The 22,919-nt window shown below is 61.8% G+C and carries 24 protein-coding genes; 19 read left to right on the forward strand and 5 right to left on the reverse strand.

What is annotated here, in order from left to right; genetic code table 11:
- Positions 1-91 precede the first annotated feature (91 nt).
- The 5 genes from J7655_RS07390 to ispD all read left to right on the forward strand — a co-directional run bounded on the left by J7655_RS07390 (position 92) and on the right by ispD (position 5,267).
- Positions 92-1,723 carry a CTP synthase gene (locus J7655_RS07390; protein WP_230927215.1) on the forward strand — a complete coding sequence of 544 codons (1,632 nt, stop codon included), beginning with the start codon at positions 92-94 and terminating at the stop codon, positions 1,721-1,723.
- A 3-nt stretch (positions 1,724-1,726) separates the two neighbouring features.
- Positions 1,727-2,572 carry a 3-deoxy-8-phosphooctulonate synthase gene (kdsA, locus tag J7655_RS07395; RefSeq protein ID WP_230927216.1) on the forward strand — a complete coding sequence of 282 codons (846 nt, stop codon included), beginning with the start codon at positions 1,727-1,729 and terminating at the stop codon, positions 2,570-2,572.
- A gap of 147 nt (positions 2,573-2,719) precedes the next feature.
- Positions 2,720-4,009: a phosphopyruvate hydratase gene (eno, locus tag J7655_RS07400; RefSeq protein ID WP_230927217.1), complete on the forward strand. Its 1,290-nt coding sequence runs from the start codon at positions 2,720-2,722 to the stop codon at positions 4,007-4,009.
- A gap of 284 nt (positions 4,010-4,293) precedes the next feature.
- Entirely contained in the window at positions 4,294-4,572 is a 279-nt protein-coding gene (gene ftsB / locus J7655_RS07405; protein ID WP_017363771.1) for a cell division protein FtsB, read from the forward strand.
- Positions 4,569-5,267 (forward strand): 2-C-methyl-D-erythritol 4-phosphate cytidylyltransferase, encoded by a 699-nt coding sequence (gene ispD / locus J7655_RS07410; protein WP_230927218.1) that lies wholly within the window; start codon positions 4,569-4,571, stop codon positions 5,265-5,267. The genes ftsB and ispD overlap by 4 nt, the downstream gene beginning before the upstream one ends.
- A 15-nt stretch (positions 5,268-5,282) precedes the next feature.
- Here ispD and J7655_RS07415 read toward each other — a convergent pair whose 3' ends face one another.
- Both J7655_RS07415 and J7655_RS07420 read right to left on the reverse strand, forming a co-directional pair.
- Positions 5,283-5,606: an HPF/RaiA family ribosome-associated protein gene (locus J7655_RS07415; protein ID WP_230927219.1), complete on the reverse strand. Its 324-nt coding sequence runs from the start codon at positions 5,604-5,606 to the stop codon at positions 5,283-5,285.
- A gap of 144 nt (positions 5,607-5,750) precedes the next feature.
- Positions 5,751-6,647: a LysR family transcriptional regulator gene (locus J7655_RS07420; protein ID WP_230927220.1), complete on the reverse strand. Its 897-nt coding sequence runs from the start codon at positions 6,645-6,647 to the stop codon at positions 5,751-5,753.
- A 138-nt stretch (positions 6,648-6,785) separates the two neighbouring features.
- On the opposite strand from J7655_RS07420, the gene J7655_RS07425 reads away from it, so the two are divergent.
- From J7655_RS07425 to rpoS, 9 genes are all read left to right on the forward strand, one after another.
- Positions 6,786-7,898 (forward strand): S-(hydroxymethyl)glutathione dehydrogenase/class III alcohol dehydrogenase, encoded by a 1,113-nt coding sequence (locus J7655_RS07425; protein ID WP_230927221.1) that lies wholly within the window; start codon positions 6,786-6,788, stop codon positions 7,896-7,898.
- Positions 7,899-7,997: 99 nt separating this feature from the next.
- A complete protein-coding gene (gene fghA / locus J7655_RS07430; RefSeq protein WP_230927222.1) occupies positions 7,998-8,846 on the forward strand; it encodes an S-formylglutathione hydrolase in 849 nt (282 codons plus the stop codon).
- Between the two features lie 98 nt (positions 8,847-8,944).
- On the forward strand, positions 8,945-9,418 hold the full coding sequence (gene ispF / locus J7655_RS07435) for a 2-C-methyl-D-erythritol 2,4-cyclodiphosphate synthase (RefSeq protein WP_230927223.1): 474 nt from the start codon (positions 8,945-8,947) through the stop codon (positions 9,416-9,418).
- On the forward strand, positions 9,415-10,473 hold the full coding sequence (truD, locus tag J7655_RS07440; RefSeq protein WP_230927224.1) for a tRNA pseudouridine(13) synthase TruD: 1,059 nt from the start codon (positions 9,415-9,417) through the stop codon (positions 10,471-10,473). The genes ispF and truD overlap by 4 nt, the downstream gene beginning before the upstream one ends.
- Positions 10,461-11,210: a 5'/3'-nucleotidase SurE gene (gene surE, locus J7655_RS07445; RefSeq protein WP_230927225.1), complete on the forward strand. Its 750-nt coding sequence runs from the start codon at positions 10,461-10,463 to the stop codon at positions 11,208-11,210. Before truD ends, surE begins: the two co-directional genes overlap by 13 nt.
- A gap of 38 nt (positions 11,211-11,248) precedes the next feature.
- A complete protein-coding gene (locus J7655_RS07450) occupies positions 11,249-11,884 on the forward strand; it encodes a protein-L-isoaspartate(D-aspartate) O-methyltransferase (RefSeq protein ID WP_230927691.1) in 636 nt (211 codons plus the stop codon).
- Positions 11,885-11,909: 25 nt separating this feature from the next.
- A complete protein-coding gene (locus J7655_RS07455; RefSeq protein ID WP_230927226.1) occupies positions 11,910-12,848 on the forward strand; it encodes a polyprenyl-phosphate transporter in 939 nt (312 codons plus the stop codon).
- A 46-nt stretch (positions 12,849-12,894) separates the two neighbouring features.
- Positions 12,895-13,764 (forward strand): peptidoglycan DD-metalloendopeptidase family protein, encoded by an 870-nt coding sequence (locus J7655_RS07460; protein WP_420850916.1) that lies wholly within the window; start codon positions 12,895-12,897, stop codon positions 13,762-13,764.
- Positions 13,765-13,865: 101 nt separating this feature from the next.
- Positions 13,866-14,873, forward strand: a complete 1,008-nt coding sequence (gene rpoS, locus J7655_RS07465; protein WP_230927227.1) for an RNA polymerase sigma factor RpoS — start codon at positions 13,866-13,868, stop codon at positions 14,871-14,873.
- A 441-nt stretch (positions 14,874-15,314) separates the two neighbouring features.
- Here rpoS and fdxA read toward each other — a convergent pair whose 3' ends face one another.
- Both fdxA and mutS read right to left on the reverse strand, forming a co-directional pair.
- Complete coding sequence (fdxA, locus tag J7655_RS07470) at positions 15,315-15,638, reverse strand: ferredoxin FdxA (RefSeq protein WP_003244255.1); 324 nt, start codon at positions 15,636-15,638, stop codon at positions 15,315-15,317.
- Positions 15,639-15,776: 138 nt separating this feature from the next.
- The gene (gene mutS, locus J7655_RS07475) at positions 15,777-18,344 is read right to left on the reverse strand and encodes a DNA mismatch repair protein MutS (RefSeq protein ID WP_230927228.1); all 2,568 of its coding nucleotides are present in this window, start codon (positions 18,342-18,344) and stop codon (positions 15,777-15,779) included.
- 78 nt (positions 18,345-18,422) lie between these two features.
- On the opposite strand from mutS, the gene J7655_RS07480 reads away from it, so the two are divergent.
- From J7655_RS07480 to recX, 3 genes are all read left to right on the forward strand, one after another.
- Positions 18,423-18,923, forward strand: a complete 501-nt coding sequence (locus tag J7655_RS07480; RefSeq protein ID WP_230927229.1) for a CinA family protein — start codon at positions 18,423-18,425, stop codon at positions 18,921-18,923.
- Positions 18,924-19,010: 87 nt separating this feature from the next.
- Positions 19,011-20,054 carry a recombinase RecA gene (gene recA, locus J7655_RS07485; protein WP_230927230.1) on the forward strand — a complete coding sequence of 348 codons (1,044 nt, stop codon included), beginning with the start codon at positions 19,011-19,013 and terminating at the stop codon, positions 20,052-20,054.
- 11 nt (positions 20,055-20,065) lie between these two features.
- Positions 20,066-20,527, forward strand: coding sequence for a recombination regulator RecX (gene recX / locus J7655_RS07490; RefSeq protein WP_230927231.1), 462 nt, complete (start codon positions 20,066-20,068; stop codon positions 20,525-20,527).
- 13 nt (positions 20,528-20,540) lie between these two features.
- Here recX and J7655_RS07495 read toward each other — a convergent pair whose 3' ends face one another.
- The gene (locus J7655_RS07495; protein WP_230927232.1) at positions 20,541-21,422 is read right to left on the reverse strand and encodes a DUF6685 family protein; all 882 of its coding nucleotides are present in this window, start codon (positions 21,420-21,422) and stop codon (positions 20,541-20,543) included.
- A 144-nt stretch (positions 21,423-21,566) separates the two neighbouring features.
- Between J7655_RS07495 and J7655_RS07500 the strand changes: the two genes are divergently transcribed.
- Both J7655_RS07500 and J7655_RS07505 read left to right on the forward strand, forming a co-directional pair.
- Complete coding sequence (locus tag J7655_RS07500; protein WP_230927233.1) at positions 21,567-21,788, forward strand: DUF2835 domain-containing protein; 222 nt, start codon at positions 21,567-21,569, stop codon at positions 21,786-21,788.
- Positions 21,789-21,876: 88 nt separating this feature from the next.
- Complete coding sequence (locus J7655_RS07505; protein WP_230927234.1) at positions 21,877-22,899, forward strand: quinone-dependent dihydroorotate dehydrogenase; 1,023 nt, start codon at positions 21,877-21,879, stop codon at positions 22,897-22,899.
- Positions 22,900-22,919 lie beyond the last annotated feature (20 nt).

Here is a 22,919-nt window from a genome sequence, read left to right on the forward strand (position 1 = left end):
CTTGGCGGGCATGCCATTGTTCGTACTGATGGCGATCCTTTGCTTTCCCCGGCGGCACTGACCGCTTAAACGCAGACTTCTAGGGTTTTTCATGACGCGCTACATCTTCGTCACGGGTGGTGTTGTTTCTTCATTGGGGAAAGGCATCGCCTCGGCTTCACTGGCGGCCATCCTGGAGGCGCGGGGCCTGAAGGTCACCATGCTCAAGCTGGACCCTTACATCAACGTCGATCCGGGTACCATGAGCCCGTTCCAGCACGGTGAGGTGTTCGTCACCCACGATGGCGCCGAGACCGACCTCGATCTTGGTCATTACGAGCGGTTCATCCGCACCACGATGAGCAAGAGCAACAACTTCACCACCGGCCGTGTGTACGAAGACGTACTGCGTAAGGAGCGCCGTGGTGACTACCTGGGCGCGACCATTCAGGTGATTCCGCATATCACCGACGAGATCAAGCGCCGCATCATCAAGGGCGCCGGCGATGCCGACGTGGCCCTGGTGGAAATCGGCGGCACCGTGGGCGATATCGAGTCGCAGCCGTTCCTCGAAGCCATCCGCCAACTGCGTGTGGAAGTGGGTGCCAAGCGCGCCATGCTGATGCACCTGACCCTGGTGCCGTACATCGCCACCGCTGGCGAGACCAAGACCAAGCCGACCCAGCATTCGGTCAAGGAGCTGCGTTCCATCGGCCTGCAGCCTGACGTGCTGGTGTGCCGTTCCGACCACCCGATCGACGTGTCCTCGCGTCGCAAGATCGCCCTGTTCACCAACGTCGAAGAGCGTGCGGTGATCAGCCTGGAAGACGTCGACACCATCTACAAGATCCCGGGCGTGCTGCATGCCCAGGGTCTGGATGATTTCGTCGTCGAGCGTTTCGGTCTGGAGTGCGGCGGCGCCGATCTGTCCGAGTGGGATCGCGTGGTCGATGCCAAGCTCAACCCGGAAAAAGAAGTCACCATCGCCATGGTCGGCAAGTACATGGAGCTGCTCGATGCGTACAAGTCGCTGATCGAAGCGATGAGCCACGCCGGCATCCAGAACCGTACCAAGGTCAACCTGCGTTACATCGACTCCGAAGATATCGAGAACCAGGGCACCGGTCTGCTCGAAGGTGTCGATGCCATTCTGGTGCCGGGCGGCTTCGGTCTGCGTGGCGTGGAAGGCAAGATCAAGACCGTGCAGTACGCCCGTGAGAACAAGATTCCTTACCTGGGCATCTGCCTCGGCATGCAGGTCGCGGTGATCGAGTACGCCCGCAATGTGGTGGGCTGGGCCGATGCCAACTCCACCGAGTTCGACATGGCCAGCCAGCATCCGGTGGTCGGTCTGATCACCGAATGGCAGGACGCTGCAGGCAGCGTCGAGCAGCGCAGCGAGAACTCCGACCTGGGCGGCACCATGCGTCTGGGTGCACAGGATTGCCAACTGCAGAGCGGCTCCAAGGTACATGACTGCTATGGCAAGGATGTGATCGTCGAGCGTCATCGTCACCGTTATGAAGTGAACAACAACCTGCTGCCGAAGCTGACCGAGGCGGGCCTGAAGGTCACCGGCCGTTCCGGCGACGGCGCCTTGGTGGAAGTGGTCGAGGCACCTGATCATCCGTGGTTCGTCGCCTGCCAGTTCCACCCGGAATTCACCTCCACGCCGCGTGACGGCCACCCGCTGTTCAGCGGTTTCGTCAACGCTGCATTGGCTCAGAAAGCGAAGAAGGCTTAAGGCATGGCGCAGAAAATCATCAAAGTTCGCGATATCGAGATCGCCAACGACAAGCCGTTCGTGCTGTTCGGTGGCATCAACGTGCTCGAGTCGCGCGACCTGGCCATGCAGGCCTGCGAAGAATACGTGCGGGTGACCGAGAAGCTCGGCATTCCTTACGTGTTCAAGGCCAGCTTCGACAAGGCCAACCGTTCCTCCGTCACCTCCTTCCGCGGCCCCGGCCTGGAAGAGGGCATGAAGATCTTCGAGGAAGTGAAGAAGACTTTCGGCGTGCCGGTGATCACCGATGTTCATGAGCCGCATCAGGCCGCCGCCGTGGCCGAAGTGTGCGACATCATTCAGTTACCGGCCTTCCTCTCGCGGCAGACTGACCTGGTGGTGGCCATGGCCAAGACCGGTGCGGTGATCAACATCAAGAAGGCGCAGTTCCTCGCTCCGCAGGAAATGAAGCACATCCTGACCAAGTGCGAAGAGGCCGGTAACGATCAGTTGATCCTCTGCGAGCGTGGTTCCAGCTTCGGTTACAACAACCTGGTGGTGGACATGCTCGGCTTCGGCATCATGAAGCAGTTCGAGTACCCGGTATTCTTCGATGTGACCCATGCCCTGCAAATGCCGGGAGGCCGTGCCGACTCCGCTGGCGGCCGCCGAGCCCAGGTGACCGACCTGGCCAAGGCCGGTATGAGCCAGGGGCTGGCTGGCCTGTTCCTGGAGGCGCATCCGGATCCGGATAACGCCAAGTGCGACGGCCCGTGCGCCCTGCGCCTGAACAAGCTGGAGCCTTTCCTCACTCAGCTCAAGCAGTTGGATGACTTGATCAAGAGTTTTCCGCCCATCGAGACTGCCTGAACCGGACGCAATCCGGTAAAGTGCCGCCCGAGCAAAATCACCCTGACCCGTGAGTCAGTGCGAGCCGTCGATCTGCCCTTGGGCAGCGACGGCCCAGTGCAGCCTGCTGCTGCCGTCTTATCGTCAACCTTTGGAGCGTTATCAAGAATGGCAAAGATCGTCGACATCAAGGGTCGTGAGGTTCTCGACTCCCGTGGCAACCCCACTGTGGAAGCGGATGTAATTCTGGAAGGGGGCATTGTCGGTAGCGCCTGTGCGCCGTCCGGTGCCTCCACCGGCTCGCGCGAAGCGCTGGAGCTGCGTGACGGCGACAAGAGCCGTTACCTGGGCAAGGGCGTGCTGAAAGCCGTCGCCAATATCAACGGCCCGATCCGTGATCTGCTGCTGGGCAAGGATGCGACCGATCAGCAGGCGCTGGACCGCGCGATGATCGAACTCGACGCTACCGAGAACAAGGCCAAGCTCGGCGCCAACGCCATCCTCGCTGTATCCCTGGCTGCCGCCAAGGCGGCTGCCCAGGCCAAGGGTGTGCCGCTGTACGCGCACATCGCCGACCTCAATGGCACCCCGGGCGTCTACTCCATGCCCGTGCCGATGATGAACATCATCAACGGCGGCGAGCACGCCGATAACAACGTCGACATCCAGGAATTCATGGTGCAGCCGGTTGGCGCCAAGAACTTCGCTGATGCACTGCGCATGGGCGCCGAGATCTTCCACCACCTCAAGGCTGTACTGAAGGCTCGTGGCCTGAGCACTGCTGTCGGTGACGAAGGCGGTTTTGCGCCGAACCTGGCCTCCAACGAAGACGCTCTGGCTGCCATCGCCGAAGCCGTGGCCAACGCTGGCTACAAACTGGGTGACGACGTGACCCTGGCTCTGGACTGCGCCTCCAGCGAGTTCTTCAAGGACGGTCAGTACGATCTGGCTGGCGAAGGCAAGGTGTTCAGCGCCGAAGGTTTCGCCGACTATCTGGCAGGCCTGACCCAGCGCTACCCGATCATCTCCATCGAAGACGGCATGGACGAGTCCGACTGGGCGGGTTGGAAGGTGCTGACCGACAAGATCGGCGAGAAGGTACAGCTGGTTGGCGACGATCTGTTCGTCACCAATACCAAGATCCTCAAGCGCGGCATCGACGAGAAGATCGGCAACTCGATCCTGATCAAGTTCAACCAGATCGGCTCGCTGACCGAAACCCTGGAAGCCATCCAGATGGCCAAGGCCGCCGGCTTCACCGCAGTGATCTCGCACCGCAGCGGCGAAACCGAAGACAGCACCATCGCCGACCTGGCCGTGGGTACTGCTGCTGGTCAGATCAAGACCGGTTCGCTGTGCCGTTCCGACCGTGTATCCAAGTACAACCAGCTGCTGCGCATCGAAGAGCAGCTCGGCGCCAAGGCACCCTACAAAGGCCGTGCCGAGTTCCGCGGCTGATTACTGCGTGGTAGAAAAGGGCGACGCAAGTCGCCCTTTTTTGTGGCGGCCTAGCGCTGGTGCGGCATGTAGGAGCGGATTTATCCGCGAATTTTCGCGGCTGAAGCCGCTCCTACAAGGGCTGTGCCATTGCTGATATGACCTTTTTCGTCGGCGTTTCGTCGATTTCCGGGAACCCTTGCACGGATGCAGAACCTTAAACCCCATGTCACTCATCAGTCGGCTTCTTTTCAAGCATGAACGCAGCCCCTACCATGCCGATGACTCAATCTGCGAGCCGCTCCATGCGTAGTCCGTACTGGCTGTTCATCGTGCTGATCCTGCTGCTTGCCGGTCTGCAGTATCGTCTGTGGGTTGGCGAGGGCAGTCTTGCCCAGGTCAGCCGTCTGCAGCAGCAGATCGCCGAGCAGCAAGGCGAGAACGAGCGCCTGCTGGAGCGCAACCGTATCCTCGAGGCCGAGGTGATGGAGCTCAAGCGCGGCATGGAGACCGTCGAAGAGCGTGCGCGACAGGAGCTGGGCATGCTCAAAGAGGGTGAAACCCTCTACCTGCTGACCGAATGAGCGTCCAGTTCTGGCTGGTGATCCCGGCGGCGGGCGTTGGGGCGCGGATGGCCGCTGACCGCCCCAAGCAGTACCTGCAGATCGCCGGTCGCTGCATCCTCGAACACAGCCTGCATTGCTTTCTCGATCATCCCGGCTTATTGGGCGCCATGGTCTGCGTGGCGGCGGACGATCCGTTCTGGCCGCAGCTCCCGGTTGCCAGAGACCCGCGTCTACGCCGCGCGCCCGGTGGGCGCGAGCGGGCCGATTCAGTACTGGCCGGGTTGCAGGCGCTGCTTGCTGAGGGCGCAGGCGCCGAGGACTGGGTGCTGGTGCATGACGCCGCGCGGCCCAATCTCGCCAGGCAGGACCTGGATCGTCTTTTGGTAAGCCTGGCCGATGATCCGGTGGGCGGCCTGCTGGCCGTGCCGGCGCGCGATACGCTCAAGCGTGCCAGTGCCGAAGGTCGGGTGGCGCAGACGGTCGATCGCAGCGTGATCTGGCAGGCCTACACACCGCAGATGTTCCGCCTGGGGGCGCTGCAAGGGGCTCTGGCGCAGGCGCTGGCCGAAGGCGTCGCAGTGACCGATGAGGCCTCGGCCATGGAGTGGTCAGGGCAAGCCCCGCGTCTGATCGAAGGCCGGGCAGATAACCTCAAGGTCACCCGCCCGGAAGATTTGCATTACCTGCAGTGCATATGGTCGCCGGAGCGTTGAACGGCAGGTGACATGTCAGTGGGTCCAGGGCTTGGCTTCTTTGCCCAGGTTGCGATCCAGCGCATTGGTCAGCTTGTTCATGGCGCCATCGATGGCTTGCTGCAGTTCTTCGGCATCGTGGGATACCGTCAGCGGGTCGCGACCTTTCATCCGCGCCTCGACCTTGCAGCGTTTATCCTGCGGGCCGCTCTTTAGCGCGTTCTCGTCGGAGAGGTGGACTTCGATCCGGGTGAGGTGGTCCTCGTAGCGTTGCAGTTTGCTGCGCACGCGATTACTGATGTCGTCCGTGAAGGCCATCGACGAGGTAACGTGTTTACCGCTATTGACCAGAACCTGCATAACCATGTCCTCATGCTGCTGAGTGGGTGAGCCCCGCGTGTCTATGGGAGCATCACGTGTGACGCGGCAGCCAGGGTGCAAGTTTCAAACTGGCTTGTGACAATGCATTGCGGTTCAGCGGAGCGACAGCGTGGTTGCCGCGCGTCAGGCTGGCTCGCTGTACTCGCGGCGCTGGCTCAATCCCAGGCGTAGCCAGTCGATCAACTGACGCACCTTGGGCGAGAGATGGCGCTGCTGCGGATACAACGCCCAGACTGCGGTGTTGGGTGGCCGATGCTGTTCCAGCAGGGAAATCAGCCGCCCACTGCGCAAGTGTTCGAGGACGTAGTAGTCCGGTAGCTGGCACAGGCCAAAACCACGCAGCGCGGCATCGAGTACGGCCTGGCCGCTGTTGCAGCGCCAGTTGCCTTGCACGCGCACCTGGGTTTCCCGGCCGTTTTCGGCGAAGCTCCAGTGATCGCTGCTGCCGATCAGGCAGTTGTGACGGGCCAGCTCCGACAGCGAATGTGGGCGGCCATAGCGCTGCAGGTAGTCAGGCGCGGCGCACAGGTACATTTCCCGGGGCGCCAGGCGTGCCGCCATCAATCGCGAGTCCTGCAGGCGGCCGAGGCGAATGGCCAGATCCAGGCCATCGTGCAGCAGGTCCAGTTGACGGTTGCTCAGCTCGATCTCGACCCGCAACTGCGGGTGTCGGGCCATGAAGTCATTCACCAGTGGCACGATGAAGCGTTCACCGTAGGCCACCGCGCAGGTCATGCGCAGCAGCCCCTTGGGCTCCGCGCCGAGGTCGCCGACTGCGCGCAGTGCCTCTTCGCGCGCATCCTGCAGGCGCTGGCAATGCTGCAGAAACAACTGCCCGGCCTCAGTCAGCGCCACGCGCCGGGTACTGCGGTAGAACAGGCGACTTTGCAGGCGATCCTCCAGGCGCGCCACCTGGCGACTGACTTGTGAGGTAGACAGGCCCAGGCGTTCGGCGGCCGCAACGAACTGGCCGCATTCAGCCACGGCGACGAACTCGTCGAGCCCTTCCCAGCGATTCATGGCGTGCCCCCCCCTGTGTCGGTGATGACCGAGCATATTATCCCTGTACAGCAATAATGTTTTGATGATCAGCGAATTATCTCTTCAGTGCGTTGTTCTAGACTGCCCGGCACTTTCGCAACGCTCAGGAGAGCTTCCATGATCAAGTCCCGTGCTGCCGTCGCCTTTGCGCCCAATGAGCCGCTGAAGATCGTCGAGATCGATGTCGAGCCGCCGAAGGCCGGCGAGGTGCTGGTGCGCATCGTTGCCACCGGTGTTTGCCATACTGACGCCTACACCCTGTCCGCTCAGGATTCAGAGGGCGTGTTTCCCTGTGTACTGGGTCACGAGGGCGGTGGCATCGTCGAAGCAGTGGGCGAGGGGGTGACCTCGGTGAAGGTCGGTGATCATGTGATTCCGCTGTACACCGCTGAATGCCGTGAGTGCAAATTCTGCAAATCCGGCAAGACCAACCTGTGCAGCTCGGTACGTGCCACCCAGGGCAAGGGCCTGATGCCGGACGGCACCACGCGTTTCAGCTACAACGGTGAGCCGGTCTATCACTACATGGGCTGCTCGACCTTCTCCGAATACACCGTGTTGCCGGAAGTCTCGGTGGCGGTGATCCCCAAGGAAGCGCCGCTGGACAAGGTGTGCCTGCTCGGGTGTGGTGTGACCACTGGTATCGGTGCCGTGCTCAATACCGCCAAGGTCAGTGAAGGCTCCACTGTGGCCATCTTCGGCCTGGGTGGCATCGGCCTGGCGGCGATCATCGGCGCCAAGATGGCCAAGGCCTCGCGCATCATCGCCATCGACATCAACCCGGCCAAGTTCGATGTGGCCCGTGAGCTGGGTGCGACCGATTTCGTCAATCCGAAGGAGCATGACAAGCCGATCCAGGACGTTATCGTCGAGATGACCGATGGCGGCGTGGACTACAGCTTCGAGTGCGTCGGCAACGTGCAGTTGATGCGTGCCGCGCTGGAGTGCTGCCACAAGGGCTGGGGCGAGTCGACCATCATCGGCGTGGCGCCCGCCGGTACCGAGATCAGCACCCGTCCGTTCCAGCTGGTCACCGGCCGCGTCTGGCGCGGCAGCGCCTTCGGAGGCGTCAAGGGCCGTACCGAGCTGCCGAGCTACGTCGAGAAGTCGCAGAAGGGCGAAATCCCGCTGGACACCTTCATCACCCACAACATGGGGCTGGACGAGATCAACGAGGCGTTCGAGCTGATGCATGAAGGCAAGAGCATCCGTACCGTCATCCATTTCTGATGACACGCCGTGCGGCCTCATGGCTGCACGGATTCTCGCGGGGTGCGCCGTGCGCACCGCAACCCCCTGGTGCGCATGGCGCACCCTACGGAGCGGCCCATGACCCTCGAAATCGTTTCCAGCAACAAGAGCTTTGGCGGCTGGCACAAGCGCTACCGCCATCGCTCCAGCAGCCTCAATTGCGACATGGTGTTCGCCGTCTACCTGCCGCCGCAGGCCGAGCAGGGCGCCAGGTTGCCCGTGCTGTACTGGTTGAGCGGGCTGACCTGTACCGACGAGAACTTCATGCAGAAAGCCGGCGCGCAGCGCATGGCGGCTGAACTGGGGTTGATCATCGTCGCCCCGGACACCAGCCCGCGCGGCGAGGGCGTGGCCGACGATGCCAATGGCGCCTATGACTTCGGCCTCGGCGCCGGCTTCTACGTCAATGCCACTCAAGAGCCGTTCGCTCGTCACTACCGCATGTACGACTACGTGGTGCAGGAGCTGCCGGGGCTGATCGAGGCCAATTTCCCGGTTTCGGACAGGCGCGGTATCGCCGGCCATTCCATGGGCGGCCACGGTGCGCTGATCTGTGCGTTGAAGAATCCGGGGCGTTACCAGTCGGTATCGGCGTTCTCGCCGATCAGCAACCCGATGAACTGTCCCTGGGGCGAGAAGGCGTTTTCGCTGTACCTGGGTGAGGAGCGTTCGCGCTGGCGTGAGTGGGATGCCAGCGTGCTGATCGCCGAGGCTGAGGAGAAGTTGCCGATCCTGGTCGATCAGGGCGATCGTGACGACTTCCTCGAAGGCCAGCTCAAGCCGCAGGCGTTGCAGGCAGCAGCCAAGGCGGCCGCTCATCCGCTGACGCTGCGCATGCAGCCGGGCTATGACCACAGCTACTACTTCATCGCCAGCTTCATCGATGATCACCTGCGGCATCACGCTGCCGCTTTGCGCCCGGCGTAAAGCGGATTGAATCCGGGGCGTGATTTTCCCGGATTTCGTCCGGGCTACGGGCAATGCGGTTAGAATCACGCCCTGACTTTTTCAGGGCGTTGTTCTTTATGCGTATCGGTCATGGCTATGACGTACACCGCTTCGGCGAAGGCGATTTCATCATCCTCGGCGGCGTGCGTATTTCCCATAAATTCGGTCTTGTTGCTCACTCCGACGGTGACGTGCTGTTGCACGCGCTGAGCGATGCCCTGCTCGGCGCGGTGGCGCTGGGTGATATCGGCAAGCACTTTCCTGATACCGATCCGACCTTCAAGGGCGCTGACAGTCGTGCGCTGCTGCGCCATGTGATGGGCCTGGTGCGGGGCAAGGGCTACGCGGTGGGCAATGTCGACGCCACCATCATCGCTCAGGCGCCGAAGATGGCGCCGCATATCGACACGATGCGCGAGCGCATCGCCGAGGATCTCGGTGTTGAACTGGATCAGGTCAACGTCAAGGCCACCACCACCGAGAAGCTCGGCTTCACCGGGCGTGAGGAAGGTATCGCGGTGCACGCCGTCGCCTTGCTGGTCAAGGCATGAACGAGCTGCAACTGCTGGGGCCGCGTGCCCATGGCGAAGCCTGTGGACGCGCCGTGCTCAAGGCCACGGCCGAAGATTTCCAGGTCGATGAGGTGCTCGATATTCCACTCACGGGGCAGGGCGAGCACCTCTGGCTGTGGGTGGAGAAACGTGGCCTGAATACCGAAGAGGCGGCACGACGTATTGCCCGTGCTGCCGGCTTGCCGCTCAAGGCGGTCAGTTATGCGGGGCTCAAGGATCGCCAGGCGCTGACTCGTCAGTGGTTCAGCCTGCACTTGCCGGGCAAGGCCGATCCCGACCTGGCAGCCGCGCAGAGTGATGATCTGCTCATCCTGCGCAGCCAGCGGCACAACCGCAAGCTGCAGCGCGGTGCGCATTCGGCCAATGGTTTCACCCTGCGCCTGACCGCTCTGGAAGCAGAGCGCGATGCTCTGGAACAGCGCCTGCAGCGTATCGCCGGGCAAGGCGTGCCCAATTACTTCGGCTTGCAGCGTTTCGGCTTCGACGGCGGTAACGTGCTGCAGGCGTGCGATTTCGCCTCGCGCCTGGAGTTGCCGGTACAGCGCAACCTGCGTTCGCGCCTGCTCTCTTCGGCACGCAGCTACCTGTTCAATCAGGTGCTGGCCAAGCGCGTGGCGGCGGGCACCTGGAACCAGGCGCAGATCGGTGACTTGCTGGCCTTCACCAGCAGCCGCAGTTTCTTCATGGCTGGCGAGGCCGAGTGCATTGACCCGCGCCTGGCCATTCTTGACCTGCATCCAACCGGCCCGCTGTGGGGTGACGGGCCTTTGCCGACTGCTGGTGTGACCCGACAGCTGGAGCAGGAAGTAGCCGATGAGGCCGCGCAACTGGTGCAATGGCTGATCAGGGCGGACATGGCGCACGAACGGCGCATTCTGCGCCTCCCCATTCAGAGCCTTACGTGGCATTATCCCGAGCCCGATATTCTGCAACTTGCATTCGTCCTGCCGGCCGGGTGTTTCGCCACCGTAGTGGTGCGCGAAGTGCTCGATCTGGTGCCAGCAGGGCAGACGGATACTCCATGCGAATTCTGATTTCCAACGATGACGGGGTGAACGCACCCGGCATCGCTGCGTTGCACCAGGCGCTGGCTGACTATGCCGAGTGCGTGGTGATCGCCCCTGGCGAAGACAAGAGCGGTGCCAGCAGTGCGCTGACGCTCGATCGTCCGCTGCATCCCATGGTCCTGGCCAATGGCTATATCAGCCTCAATGGCACGCCAACCGATTGCGTGCACCTGGGGCTAAACGGTCTGTTCGAGCAAACGCCGGACATGGTCGTCTCCGGTATCAACCTGGGCGCCAACCTCGGCGATGACGTGCTCTATTCCGGCACCGTTGCCGCCGCGCTGGAAGGGCGTTTTCTGAGCAAGCCGGCGTTCGCCTTTTCGCTGCTCTCGCGTCTGCCCGACAATCTGCCGACTGCGGCCTATTTCGCCCGCAAGTTGGTGGAGGCACATGAGCGCCTCGAACTGCCGCCGCGTACCGTGCTCAATGTCAACGTACCGAATCTGCCGCTGGAGCATATCCGTGGCGTGCAGCTGACCCGTCTCGGTCACCGCGCGCGCGCGGCGGCGCCGGTCAAGGTGGTCAACCCGCGTGGCAAGGAAGGCTACTGGATCGCAGCAGCCGGTGATGTCGAGGATGGCAGCCAGGGCACCGATTTTCATGCCGTGATGCAAGGTTATGTATCGATCACGCCATTACGGCTCGATCGCACGTTCAATGAGGCGCTCGACACTATGGATGGCTGGTTGGAGGGCATCTTCTGATGCGTGGCCAGGACGACATGCAGCGCAGCGGGATCGGTATGACCTCGCAGCGCACCCGTGAACGCTTGATCCAGCGCCTCTATGAGGAAGGGCTGTCCAACGCGCGGGTACTGGAAGTGATCCGCCGTACGCCGCGCCATCTGTTCGTCGATGAGGCGCTGGCGCACCGGGCCTATGAAGACACCGCGCTGCCCATCGGCCATAACCAGACCATCTCCCAGCCTTATATGGTCGGGCGCATGACCGAGCTGCTGCTGGCAGCCGGCCCGCTGGACAAGGTACTGGAAATCGGCACCGGCTCCGGCTACCAGACGGCCGTGCTGGCACAACTGGTGGAGCGGGTGTTCTCGGTCGAGCGCATTCAGGTGCTGCAGGAGCGTGCCAAGGAGCGTTTGGCCGAACTCAATCTGCGCAACGTGGTCTTTCGCTGGGGTGATGGCTGGGAGGGCTGGAATGCGCTCGGTCCGTACAACGGCATCATCGTCACCGCTGCTGCCGCGCAGGTACCGCAGGCCTTGCTCGATCAACTGGCGCCTGGCGGGCGCCTGGTCATCCCGGTCGGCAGTGGTGATGTACAGCAGTTGTTGCTGATCGTGCGTGAGGACGACGGTTTCTCCCGTCATGTGCTCGATGCGGTGCGCTTCGTACCCTTACTCAATGGGCCATTGGCCTGACCGCTGTTTCGCTCCGGAAGGATCCATGAAGAAATATTTCCTGCTCTATGCCAAGGGCCTGGCCATGGGCGCTGCTGATGTCGTGCCGGGTGTCTCCGGCGGTACCATCGCTTTCATCAGCGGTATCTACGACGAGTTGTTGCGTTCCATTGCCCGTGTTCCTGAGGCGACGCTGTCATTGCTGCAGGGGCGTATCAAGGATGCCTGGCAGATGGCCAATGCAACCTTCCTGCTGGTGCTGCTCTGCGGCATCATGACCAGCATTCTTTCGTTTGCACGCCTGATTACCTACCTGATGGCGCAGCATCCGATCCCCCTGTGGTCGTTCTTCTTCGGCTTGATTCTGGTGTCCACTTACGTGGTAGGGCGGGAAATCGGTCGCTGGAACTGGACCCGGGTGCTGAGCTTTGTCCTTGGGCTGGCATTCGCCTACTGGATAACCGTAGCAGCGCCCATGCAGTGGGGCAGTGACCTGCCAACCCTGTTCCTGGCCGGGGCCATCGCCATCTGTGCCATGATCCTGCCGGGTATCTCGGGCAGTTTCATCCTGCTGCTGCTCGGCCTCTATTCGGTGGTGCTTGGGGCGGTGAAGGAGCTCGATCTACTGGTTCTGGCGGTTTTTGCCAGTGGCTGTCTGGTTGGTATTCTCAGCTTCGCACGTCTGCTCAGTTGGCTGTTGTCGCGCTGGCGTGATCTGAGCCTGGCGTTTCTGACGGGGCTGATGTTGGGTTCTCTGAACAAGGTCTGGCCCTGGAAGGAGGTCGTGAGCTGGCGTCTCGACAGCAAGGGCGAACAGGTGCCGCTTCTGGAGAGTAATCTGTTGCCGGGCCAGTTTGCCGACATCAGTGGCCAGGATCCGCAGCTTTTGTTGGCCGTGGTACTGGCTGTCGGCGGTATCGCACTGGTGCTGGGGCTGGAGTGGTTGGCCAGCCGTCTGTCAGCCGACAGTGCCCGTGATCAATAAGCCAGACACAGTTTTTCGTTCTTACCGTCATTCAGGGAGTAGTTGGGTGAGTTGGACCGTCCTTCTCGTGCCAGTGCGTGCAGCTGCAGTCTTCCGACTGCCGCTCGCGTTGCTTGCCGCCTCAGCGTTGGCCGGTTGTGTCAGTTCGCCTCCGGGTGGCGTGCAGGTTGTCGATCGCGGGCATAACCAGGGGGCGGCTCCGGTAGTGCAGCGTCAGCCCGTACGCAATGGGCACTATGTCGTGCAGCGCGGCGATACCTTGTATTCCATTGCGTTTCGCTTCGGTTGGGACTGGAAGGCGCTGGCCGCACACAATGGTCTGCGTGATCCGTACCTGATCCGTGTTGGCCAGACTATTCGCTTCGATAACCGCCCTGTAGGCAGCAGTCAGCCGGTCGTTGCGCGGGCGCCTGCAGCCACCGTCGTTACTCCGCCTGCGCAGAGCCGTCCGCCGGCTGTCACGGCACCGCCTGCCGCACAGCCTGCCCGCCCGCCTGTGGCCAATACGCCTGCCACCACACCGGTGACTCCGGTAAGCCGTTCTGCCAGTGGCTGGTCCTGGCCGACGCAGGGCACTGTGATCAGTCGCTTCTCCTCAAACGGTAGTTTGAATAAAGGCATTGATATCGCAGGGGAATTAGGACAGCCTGTTTTAGCTGCGTCTGATGGGTCGGTTGTATATGCCGGGAGTGGTTTGCGGGGCTACGGCGAGTTGATCATCATCAAGCACAGCGACACCTACGTAAGTGCTTACGGTCATAACCGCAGGTTGTTGGTACGGGAGGGGCAGCAGGTCAAAGCCGGGCAAAGCATTGCTGAAATGGGGTCCACAGGGGCCGACCGGGTGAAGCTGCACTTCGAGATTCGCCGCCAAGGTAAGCCTGTCGATCCACTGCAATACCTGCCACGTCGTTGACCCCTAGCTGACCCGTTCCATCACGTAGGAGGGACGGGCTCGGGGGTGGCCAGGACGTTTCTGCCAGAGCCTGTTGTCGAACTCAGCTAGGGGCAACAACCATGGCTCTCATAAAAAAAGAAGCGCCGGAGTTTGACGTCGACGATGAACTGCTCCTCCTGGAGCCGGGCAGCGTATTCGGCGAGATCCAAGGCGATGAGGTGGAAGCACCGGTCGCACGTACGAAGACCAAGGCCGCAACACCCTCCAAACAGCATAAGCACATCGACTACACCCGGGCGCTCGACGCCACTCAGCTTTACCTCAACGAAATCGGTTTCTCTCCCCTGCTCACTCCCGAAGAGGAAGTGCACTTCGCGCGTCTGGCGCAGAAGGGCGATCCGGCCGGGCGCAAACGCATGATCGAGAGCAACCTGCGGCTGGTCGTGAAGATCGCCCGACGTTACGTCAATCGTGGCCTTTCCCTGCTCGATCTGATCGAAGAGGGAAATCTCGGCCTGATCCGCGCCGTGGAGAAGTTCGATCCGGAGCGGGGGTTCCGTTTCTCGACCTACGCCACCTGGTGGATCCGCCAGACCATCGAACGTGCCATCATGAACCAGACGCGAACCATCCGTCTGCCGATTCATGTGGTCAAGGAGCTCAACGTTTACCTGCGTGCAGCGCGTGAATTGACCCAGAAGCTCGACCACGAGCCCTCTGCGGAAGAAATCGCCAACCTGCTGGAAAAACCGGTAGGGGAAGTCAAGCGTATGCTGGGTCTCAACGAGCGGGTGTCCTCGGTGGATGTCTCGCTCGGGCCGGACTCTGACAAGACACTGCTCGACACCCTGACGGATGATCGCCCGACCGATCCTTGCGAATTGCTGCAGGACGATGATCTGTCGCAGAGCATCGATCAGTGGCTATCGGACCTCACCGACAAACAGCGTGAGGTGGTGGTGCGCCGCTTTGGTTTGCGTGGCCATGAGAGCAGTACGCTGGAAGAGGTCGGGCAGGAAATTGGCCTGACGCGTGAGCGGGTCAGGCAGATTCAGGTCGAGGCGCTCAAGCGCCTGCGCGAAATCCTGGAGAAGAACGGTCTGTCCAGCGACTCTTTGTTTCAGTAGCGCCTGGCGTCGATTGTAAACCCGGCTTCGGCCGGGTTTTTTATGCGCGATCATGTAAGTGATTGCTCACATATGCTGTCAGTCTTTATGCAGAAACGGCTGTGCGTCTGTGAGAATTATTTTTTAAGTTTTTGTTTTAAAAGCGATTTCTTATTTCTTGAGAAAGCTTGCCGGGCTTTGTGCCGGGTTGTGCGTGAGTCTGGTGCAGGTACTATCGCAACCGTGCACAGGGATAAGCACAGGTCATCAGGATGATGATCAGGACTATCGCAAGACGCGATCCATCAGGATGATGAGTTGGGAAATCAAGGGATCAGGGAATGAAAGAGGGCGGCGCGAGTCGCCCCTTTTTTTGTCTGCAGGTTGCGCTCAACCCTGAGCATCGTCAGTGTAGAAAGGAAAAGACCCGCACTTGGCGGGTCTTGGCATCAGCGGCTGGGCTTAGCGCTCCAGGTACTGCAGCTTGTCCTTCACGCCATCCCACTCTTCGGCGTCCGGCAGCGAATCCTTCTTCTCGGTAATGTTCGGCCAGACTTCGGCCAGGTCTGCGTTCAGCTCGATATATTCCTGCATGTCCTCGGGCACTTCGTCCTCGGAGAAGATCGCCTGAGCCGGACACTCGGGTTCGCACAGGGCGCAGTCGATGCACTCGTCCGGGTGGATGACCAGGAAATTCGGGCCTTCATAGAAGCAGTCAACCGGGCAGACTTCCACGCAGTCGGTGTATTTGCATTTGACGCAGTTGTCGGTGACGACGAAGGTCATGTCTGATTCTCTCCTCGGGCGGCGGCCTGCGCCCTTTCTGCGAAGGGCTGTAGGCGCTCTGTCTGTGGCCGCGGCTCAGGCTGTAAACCGGGCAGTCGTAAAATTGCGCGCGATTCTAGCAGTTTGTTCTATCGAGCGTTAGATCTGCGTCTTCCATGTATATAACAGTTCCAGTGCCTTGCGTGGGGTCAGATCATCCGGATTGATCTTGCCCAATTGCTCCAACAGCGGGTGTGGCACGCTGGCGAACAGGTCGCTCTGCATCGGCACCTGCGGTTGGCCAGCTTGCTGGCGGGGCATATCGTGCGCCAGGCTGGTGGCTTCCAGGCGCGCCAGGTGTTCACGGGCGCGGCTGATGACCGTGCCGGGTACGCCGGCCAGTTGCGCCACCGCCAGGCCGTAGCTCTGGCTCGCCGGCCCAGGCTGGACATGGTGGAGGAAGACGATGCGTTCGTTGTGCTCGGTGGCCGAAAGGTGCACGTTGGCCACTACCGGTTCGCTGTCCGGCAGGACGGTCAGCTCGAAGTAGTGGGTGGCGAAGAGGGTGAAGGCGCGCAGGTGCGCCAGGTGTTCGGCTGCCGACCAGGCCAGCGACAAGCCATCGAAGGTGCTGGTGCCGCGGCCAACCTCGTCCATCAGCACCAGGCTGCGCTCGCTGGCGTTGTGCAGGATATTGGCGGTTTCGCTCATCTCCACCATGAAGGTCGAACGACCGCCGGCCAGATCGTCGGAGGAGCCGATGCGAGTGAAGATGCGATCCACCAGCGACAGCTCGCAGGCCGCCGCCGGGACGAAGCTGCCGATATGGGCGAGCAGCACGATCAGCGCGGTCTGGCGCATGTAGGTGGATTTACCACCCATGTTCGGCCCGGTGATGATGAGCATGCGGCGGTTGTCGTCGAGATCCAGGTCGTTGGCCACGAAGGGCGTGGTCAGCACCTGTTCGACCACCGGATGACGGCCCTGATCGATACGCATGCACGGCTCATCGACGAAGCGCGGACGGTTCAGGTCGAGGTTCAGCGCACGCTCGGCCAGGTTGCTCAGTACGTCCAGTTCAGCCAGTGCCGCCGCACTGTCCTGCAGCGGTGCCAGGTGGCCGATCAGGCGTTCCAGCAGTTCGTCGTAGAGCATCTTCTCACGCGCCAGGGCGCGGCTCTTGGCCGACAGCGCCTTGTCTTCGAAATCCTTGAGCTCGGGGGTGATAAAGCGCTCGGCGCCCTTGAGCGTCTGCCGGCGGATGTAATCAGCGGGTGCCGATTCGGCCTGCTTGGTCGGCAGTTCGATGAAGTAACCGTGTACGCGGTTGTAGCCGACCTTGAGGTTGGCCAGGCCGGTACGGGCTTTCTCGCGCGCCTCCAGATCCATGAGGAACTGGCCGGCGTTCTCGCTCATGGCCTGCAGCTCGTCCAGCTCGGCGTCATAGCCGGTCTTGAGGACACCACCATCACGGATCACCGCCGGCGGGTTGTCGATGATGGCGCGGGCCAGCAGATCGGCCAGCTCCGGGTAGGTGGCGATGCTATTGGCTAGTTGCTGCAGGTGCGGGGTGTCCAGCGTGGTCATCGCCCGTTGCAGTTCGGGCAAGGCGGCCAGGGCATCGCGCAGGCGAGCGAGGTCGCGCGGGCGCGCGTTGCGCAGGCCGATACGGGCGAGAATGCGCTCCAGGTCGCCGATCTCCTTGAGCTGCGGTTGCAGCGACTCGAAGCGATAACCGTCGAGCAGGCAGGCGATGGCGTCCTGGCGCGCCTCGAGCACCATGCGATCACGCAGCGGGCGGTTCAGCCAGCGACCGAGCAGGCGGCTGGCCATGGCAGTCTGGCAGCGATCCATGACCGATTGCAGGGTGTTGTCGCGGCCGCCGGCGAGGTTGATGTCCAGCTCCAGGTTACGGCGACTGGCGCCATCGAGGATCACGGTGTCGTCCAGACGCTCATGACGCAGGCTGCGCAGGTGGGGCAGGGCGGTGCGCTGGGTTTCCTTGGCATAAGCCAGCAGGCAACCGGCGGCGCCGATGGCCAGGGTCAGGTTCTCGCAGCCGAAGCCTTTCAGGTCCTGGGTGCCGAACTGCTGGCACAGGCTCTTGAAGGCACTGTCGCGGTCGAAGTCCCAGGGCGCGCGGCGGCGCGAACCCTTGCGCTTTTCCGCCGGCAGGCCCTGCGGCCAGTCGTCCGGGATCAGCAGTTCGGCGGGGTTGAGGCGCTCCAGCTCGGCCAGCAGGTTCTCCCAGCCCTTGATCTCCTGCACGCTGAAACGGCCGCTGGTGATGTCCAGCACGGCCAGACCAAACAGGCGTTCATCACCGAGTACGGCAGCCAACAGGTTGTCGCGGTGCTCGTCGAGCAGGGCTTCGTCGCTGATGGTACCGGGGGTGATGATGCGCACCACCTGGCGCTCCACCGGGCCCTTGCTGGTGGTCGGATCGCCGATCTGTTCGCAGATCACCACCGACTCGCCAAGCTTGACCAGCTTGGCCAGGTAGCCTTCCACCGAATGGAAGGGGATGCCACACATGGGGATCGACTGGCCGGCCGACTGACCGCGGGCCGTCAGGGTGATGTCCAGCAGTTTTGCGGCTTTCTTCGCGTCTTCGTAGAAAATCTCGTAGAAGTCACCCATGCGATAGAACATCAGCTGATCCGGGTGCTGGTTCTTCAGCTTCCAGTACTGCTGCATCATCGGGGTGTGTGCTGAAAGATCCGTCATGGTCTCGACTGTCCGGTTTAAATCGCAAAAGCGCCTAGTGTAGGGTATCGGGCTTACTCGTTTCACCCCGGAGAAGATATGGATTGCATCAGCCAACTGGCCGCGCAGCTCGGCCGGCAACTGCAGGATGCCGGCGCCCAGGTCACCACGGCCGAGTCCTGTACCGGCGGAGGCATCGCCGAGGCGATTACGCGGATTGCCGGCAGTTCGGCCTGGTTCGAAGCTGGTTACGTCACTTACTCCAATGCACAGAAAACCAGGCAACTGGGGGTGCCGGCCGAGTTGTTCGCCAGCGTTGGGGCCGTCAGTCGTGAAGTGGTGGAGGCCATGGTGCGTGGTGCCCAGGCCCATAGCGGTGCACGCTACGCGGTTGCCGTCAGTGGTGTGGCCGGCCCCGGTGGGGGTTCCGAGGAAAAACCGGTCGGAACCGTCTGGCTGGCCTGGGGCGATGGCGAGCGTCTTTACAGCGTGCGCAGGCAGTTCTCCGGAAACCGCGACGAGGTGCGCCGACAAACGGTCGAGGCCGCTCTGGCAGGGCTTTCGCGCCTGCTTGCAGAGGAAAATCCGTCTGCGGGGTAGGCGGGCGACTTGCCCTGTGGAATAATACTGGCTACTTATACAGTTGTTGGCGGCCTGTAAGGCCCTTGTTAATACGTGAGGATGGTAATGGACGAGAACAAGAAGCGCGCCTTGGCGGCTGCCCTGGGCCAGATCGAGAAGCAGTTCGGCAAGGGCGCGGTGATGCGCATGGGCGACCATGAGCGTCAGGCCATTCCGGCCATCTCCACGGGTTCGCTGGGTTTGGACATCGCCCTTGGTATCGGCGGTCTGCCGAAGGGCCGGATCGTCGAAATCTACGGCCCGGAATCCTCTGGTAAGACGACCCTGACCCTGTCGGTGATCGCCGAGGCGCAGAAGCATGGCGCTACCTGTGCCTTCGTCGACGCCGAGCACGCGCTGGATCCCGACTACGCCGGCAAGCTTGGCGTCAATGTCGATGACCTGCTGGTGTCGCAGCCGGATACCGGCGAGCAGGCGCTGGAAATCACCGACATGCTGGTGCGCTCCAATGCCATCGACGTGATCATCGTCGACTCCGTGGCGGCTCTGGTGCCCAAGGCGGAAATCGAAGGTGAGATGGGTGACATGCACGTCGGTCTGCAGGCGCGTCTCATGAGTCAGGCACTGCGCAAGATCACCGGTAACATCAAGAACGCCAACTGCCTGGTGATCTTCATCAACCAGATTCGCATGAAGATCGGCGTGATGTTCGGCAGCCCGGAAACCACCACCGGTGGTAACGCGCTGAAGTTCTACTCCTCGGTTCGTCTGGATATCCGCCGCACTGGCGCGGTCAAGGAAGGCGAGGAAGTGGTCGGTAGTGAAACCCGTGTGAAAATCGTCAAGAACAAGGTCGCGCCGCCTTTCCGCCAGGCCGAGTTCCAGATCCTCTACGGCAAGGGTATCTACCGTAACGGCGAGATCATCGATCTGGGCGTGCAGCAGGGGCTGGTCGAGAAATCTGGCGCCTGGTACAGCTATCAGGGCAACAAGATCGGCCAGGGCAAGGCCAATGCTGCCAAGTTCCTGGAAGACAATCCGGCAGTGGCCCGTGAGATCGAAGACCAGATTCGTCAGAAACTGCTGGTCAGCAATGCACCAGCAAAGGCTGCCGCTGACGATCTGGCTGACGCAGAAGTCGACTTCTAAGTTATCAGCGCATGAGCGTTGTACTGGATAACCCGCTCGCCGTTCGGCGAGCGGCCATGGATCTGCTGGCGCGACGTGAGCATGGGCGTGTCGAGTTGATGCGCAAGCTGCGCAAGCGCGGCGCTCCCGAGGCGCTGGTCGAGGCTGCTTTGCAGCGTCTTGCAGAAGAGGGCTTGCTGTCCGAGGCGCGCTATCTGGAAAGTTTCGTTGCCTACAAGGCGCGCGCCGGTTATGGGCCGCAACGTATCCGTGAAGAGCTGGGGCAGCGCGGGCTGGCGCGTGGCGATATCGATCAGGCTTTGCGTGACAGTGGTATCGACTGGTTCGAGCAATTGCGTGAAACCTGGCAACGCAAGTTTGCTGGCCGGCTGCCCGTCGATGCCCGCGAGCGGGCCCAGCAGGGCCGGTTTCTGGCGTACCGGGGTTATTCGTTGGAGATGATCGGGCGTCTGTTGCGCGGTTGCGATGAATAGCGCGGAAGTCGGCTCAGGCAGGCTGAACTGTAAGTTGGCGTAGGTGGTTGGGAACATCCGGTGCGCCCGCCAGGCGCAGCCCTTCGCCCAGGGCAGTGGCTTGCGGGTGAGCTTTAGGCAGCAGAAGAAACTCCGGGGTATCGGCTTTTTTCAGCAGTGACAGGCGCGCATAGGGTATGCCGTTGTCCAGCAGCAAGCCCATGAACCCAGGGTCACTCCAGGCTGCTTCCGGCATGGCCAGGACGTGATAGCGATTTTGCAGATTGTTCAGGCCGGCTTCATTAAGTCGATAGCGCAGCAGATTGGCCGGTAGCTGCGCTTCCAGTTCGCGTCTGCGTGCATAGGCAATGGCGCCTGCAAAGGCTTCGCCTTGTGTTTCCCCTGACCAGAAGACACGCGCGCCTCGCCAGTTGGCCTGGCGCAGTTCGACTGGCTCGCCGGCCAAAAAGCGTGGCAAAGGTTGGCCGATGGTTTTGACGAAATCCCTGTAGCTGATGATGCGCACGTGCCTGCAGTGTTCGCTGGCTGCATAGTCTTCGAAACTTGAGTAGCCGGGGGCCGGGCAGGGGCAGGCGAAACCGTCGATCAGGCGTAGATCGAAAGACTGCAGGTGCTGCGTTTGTGCTTCCACAACCTGAGTCAGTGCGTGGTGGGCCTGGGCCTTGTCTTCCTGTACGGGCCCCGAGAGTGCGCCGCGAGACAGGTTGAGCAGCAACTGCAGTTGTGGGCCTTCATGCCAGCCAATGCTCTCGACTGGTGCAGGCAGTGCCTTGAATGGCAGGCGCAAGGCACTGGCCTTGGCGAAAATCTGTCGTGAGCCACGGCCAAGCAGGCCCAGGCGTTGCGCCAGGGCTGCCAGGCGGCCACTCAACGTTGAGGATTCGGACAGGCTCATAGCCGACAGATCATTCCCGAGGCATTCGCTGCAGTGTGGCAGACACGCACGCCTATTGCCCATACGGCTTGGTATGGCAGGTATGTATCTGCTGCTGTGAGGGGCTGTGGCAAAATAGCCGCATTCATTTGCGAGGGTGCCTCCATGCCCAGCTTGGTGCTGGATATTGCGTTATCGGCCGAACGGTTGCAGGCCGTCTATCGCGGGACTGCCAACCGGATTATGGCGCAAAGCCGCGATGGGCGTCGCGTCAGTTTGCCGGCCCATCACCTGCGGCCCTATCTGACTCATGCCGGGATCTATGGTTCCTTCGTGCTGGAGTTCAGCAGCACCGGCGAGTTGCTCAGCTTACGCCCTCTGGACTGATTCTGGCGGCCTGCCTCGCGCCAGCAGTGCCTGCGCGGCTATAATCGACGACTTGCCAATTTCACCATCTATCGAGCTAAGCCTGCCCATGTACTCACTGGCCCGCGAGCTGCTGTTCAAACTGTCCCCGGAAACCTCTCACGAGCTGTCCATCGATCTGATCGGTGCCGGTGGCCGGCTGGGGCTCAATGCTCTGCTGACCAAGGCACCGGCCAACCTGCCGGTCAATGTTATGGGGCTGCAGTTCGCCAATCCGGTTGGTCTGGCGGCAGGCCTGGATAAGAACGGTGATGCCATCGACGGCTTCGCTCAGCTTGGTTTCGGTTTCGTCGAGATCGGCACCGTGACCCCGCGCCCGCAGCCCGGCAATCCCAAGCCGCGCCTGTTCCGCCTGCCGGAGGCCGAGGCGGTGATCAATCGCATGGGTTTCAACAACCATGGGGTCGACCATCTGCTGGCGCGCGTTCAAGCGGCGAAGTTCAAGGGTGTACTGGGGATCAATATCGGCAAGAACTTCGATACGCCGGTCGAGCGGGCGGTGGATGATTACCTGACCTGCCTGGACAAGGTGTACGCCCATGCCAGCTATGTCACGGTCAATGTCAGCTCGCCCAATACGCCTGGGCTGCGCAGCCTGCAGTTCGGTGACTCGCTGAAGGAGCTGCTCGAGGCACTGCGTCGCCGTCAGGAAGACCTGGCTCAGGAGTACGGCAAGCGCGTACCGCTGGCGATCAAGATCGCCCCGGACATGAGCGATGAAGAGACTGCGTTGGTCGCTGCCGCCCTGCTGGGGGCAGATATGGACGCGGTGATCGCCACCAACACCACGCTCAGCCGCGAAGGTGTCGAGGGGCTGGCTCATGGCGATGAAGCCGGTGGTCTGTCGGGGGCGCCGGTCCGTGACAAGAGCACGCATATCGTCAAGGTGCTGGCCGGTGAACTGTCGGGTCGTTTGCCGATCATCGCGGTCGGCGGTATTACCGAGGGCAAACACGCAGCGGAGAAAATCGCTGCAGGTGCGAGCCTGGTGCAGATCTATTCGGGATTCATCTACAAGGGGCCGGCGCTGATTCGCGAGGCGGTGGATGCGATTGCCGCGCTGCGTAAATGAGCCGCTTAAATGAATAGGGC

The organism is Pseudomonas wenzhouensis (genome assembly GCF_021029445.1).
Taxonomy (GTDB): Bacteria; Pseudomonadota; Gammaproteobacteria; order Pseudomonadales; family Pseudomonadaceae; genus Aquipseudomonas; species Aquipseudomonas wenzhouensis.

Coding starts and splice junctions, on each gene's coding strand:
- J7655_RS07390 (WP_230927215.1), top strand. CDS start 92: ATGACGCGCTACATCTTCGTCACGGGTGGTGTTGTTTCTTCATTGGGG.
- kdsA (WP_230927216.1), top strand. CDS start 1,727: ATGGCGCAGAAAATCATCAAAGTTCGCGATATCGAGATCGCCAACGAC.
- eno (WP_230927217.1), top strand. CDS start 2,720: ATGGCAAAGATCGTCGACATCAAGGGTCGTGAGGTTCTCGACTCCCGT.
- ftsB (WP_017363771.1), top strand. CDS start 4,294: ATGCGTAGTCCGTACTGGCTGTTCATCGTGCTGATCCTGCTGCTTGCC.
- ispD (WP_230927218.1), top strand. CDS start 4,569: ATGAGCGTCCAGTTCTGGCTGGTGATCCCGGCGGCGGGCGTTGGGGCG.
- J7655_RS07415 (WP_230927219.1), bottom strand. CDS start 5,606: ATGCAGGTTCTGGTCAATAGCGGTAAACACGTTACCTCGTCGATGGCC.
- J7655_RS07420 (WP_230927220.1), bottom strand. CDS start 6,647: ATGAATCGCTGGGAAGGGCTCGACGAGTTCGTCGCCGTGGCTGAATGC.
- J7655_RS07425 (WP_230927221.1), top strand. CDS start 6,786: ATGATCAAGTCCCGTGCTGCCGTCGCCTTTGCGCCCAATGAGCCGCTG.
- fghA (WP_230927222.1), top strand. CDS start 7,998: ATGACCCTCGAAATCGTTTCCAGCAACAAGAGCTTTGGCGGCTGGCAC.
- ispF (WP_230927223.1), top strand. CDS start 8,945: ATGCGTATCGGTCATGGCTATGACGTACACCGCTTCGGCGAAGGCGAT.
- truD (WP_230927224.1), top strand. CDS start 9,415: ATGAACGAGCTGCAACTGCTGGGGCCGCGTGCCCATGGCGAAGCCTGT.
- surE (WP_230927225.1), top strand. CDS start 10,461: ATGCGAATTCTGATTTCCAACGATGACGGGGTGAACGCACCCGGCATC.
- J7655_RS07450 (WP_230927691.1), top strand. CDS start 11,249: ATGACCTCGCAGCGCACCCGTGAACGCTTGATCCAGCGCCTCTATGAG.
- J7655_RS07455 (WP_230927226.1), top strand. CDS start 11,910: ATGAAGAAATATTTCCTGCTCTATGCCAAGGGCCTGGCCATGGGCGCT.
- rpoS (WP_230927227.1), top strand. CDS start 13,866: ATGGCTCTCATAAAAAAAGAAGCGCCGGAGTTTGACGTCGACGATGAA.
- fdxA (WP_003244255.1), bottom strand. CDS start 15,638: ATGACCTTCGTCGTCACCGACAACTGCGTCAAATGCAAATACACCGAC.
- mutS (WP_230927228.1), bottom strand. CDS start 18,344: ATGACGGATCTTTCAGCACACACCCCGATGATGCAGCAGTACTGGAAG.
- J7655_RS07480 (WP_230927229.1), top strand. CDS start 18,423: ATGGATTGCATCAGCCAACTGGCCGCGCAGCTCGGCCGGCAACTGCAG.
- recA (WP_230927230.1), top strand. CDS start 19,011: ATGGACGAGAACAAGAAGCGCGCCTTGGCGGCTGCCCTGGGCCAGATC.
- recX (WP_230927231.1), top strand. CDS start 20,066: ATGAGCGTTGTACTGGATAACCCGCTCGCCGTTCGGCGAGCGGCCATG.
- J7655_RS07495 (WP_230927232.1), bottom strand. CDS start 21,422: ATGAGCCTGTCCGAATCCTCAACGTTGAGTGGCCGCCTGGCAGCCCTG.
- J7655_RS07500 (WP_230927233.1), top strand. CDS start 21,567: ATGCCCAGCTTGGTGCTGGATATTGCGTTATCGGCCGAACGGTTGCAG.
- J7655_RS07505 (WP_230927234.1), top strand. CDS start 21,877: ATGTACTCACTGGCCCGCGAGCTGCTGTTCAAACTGTCCCCGGAAACC.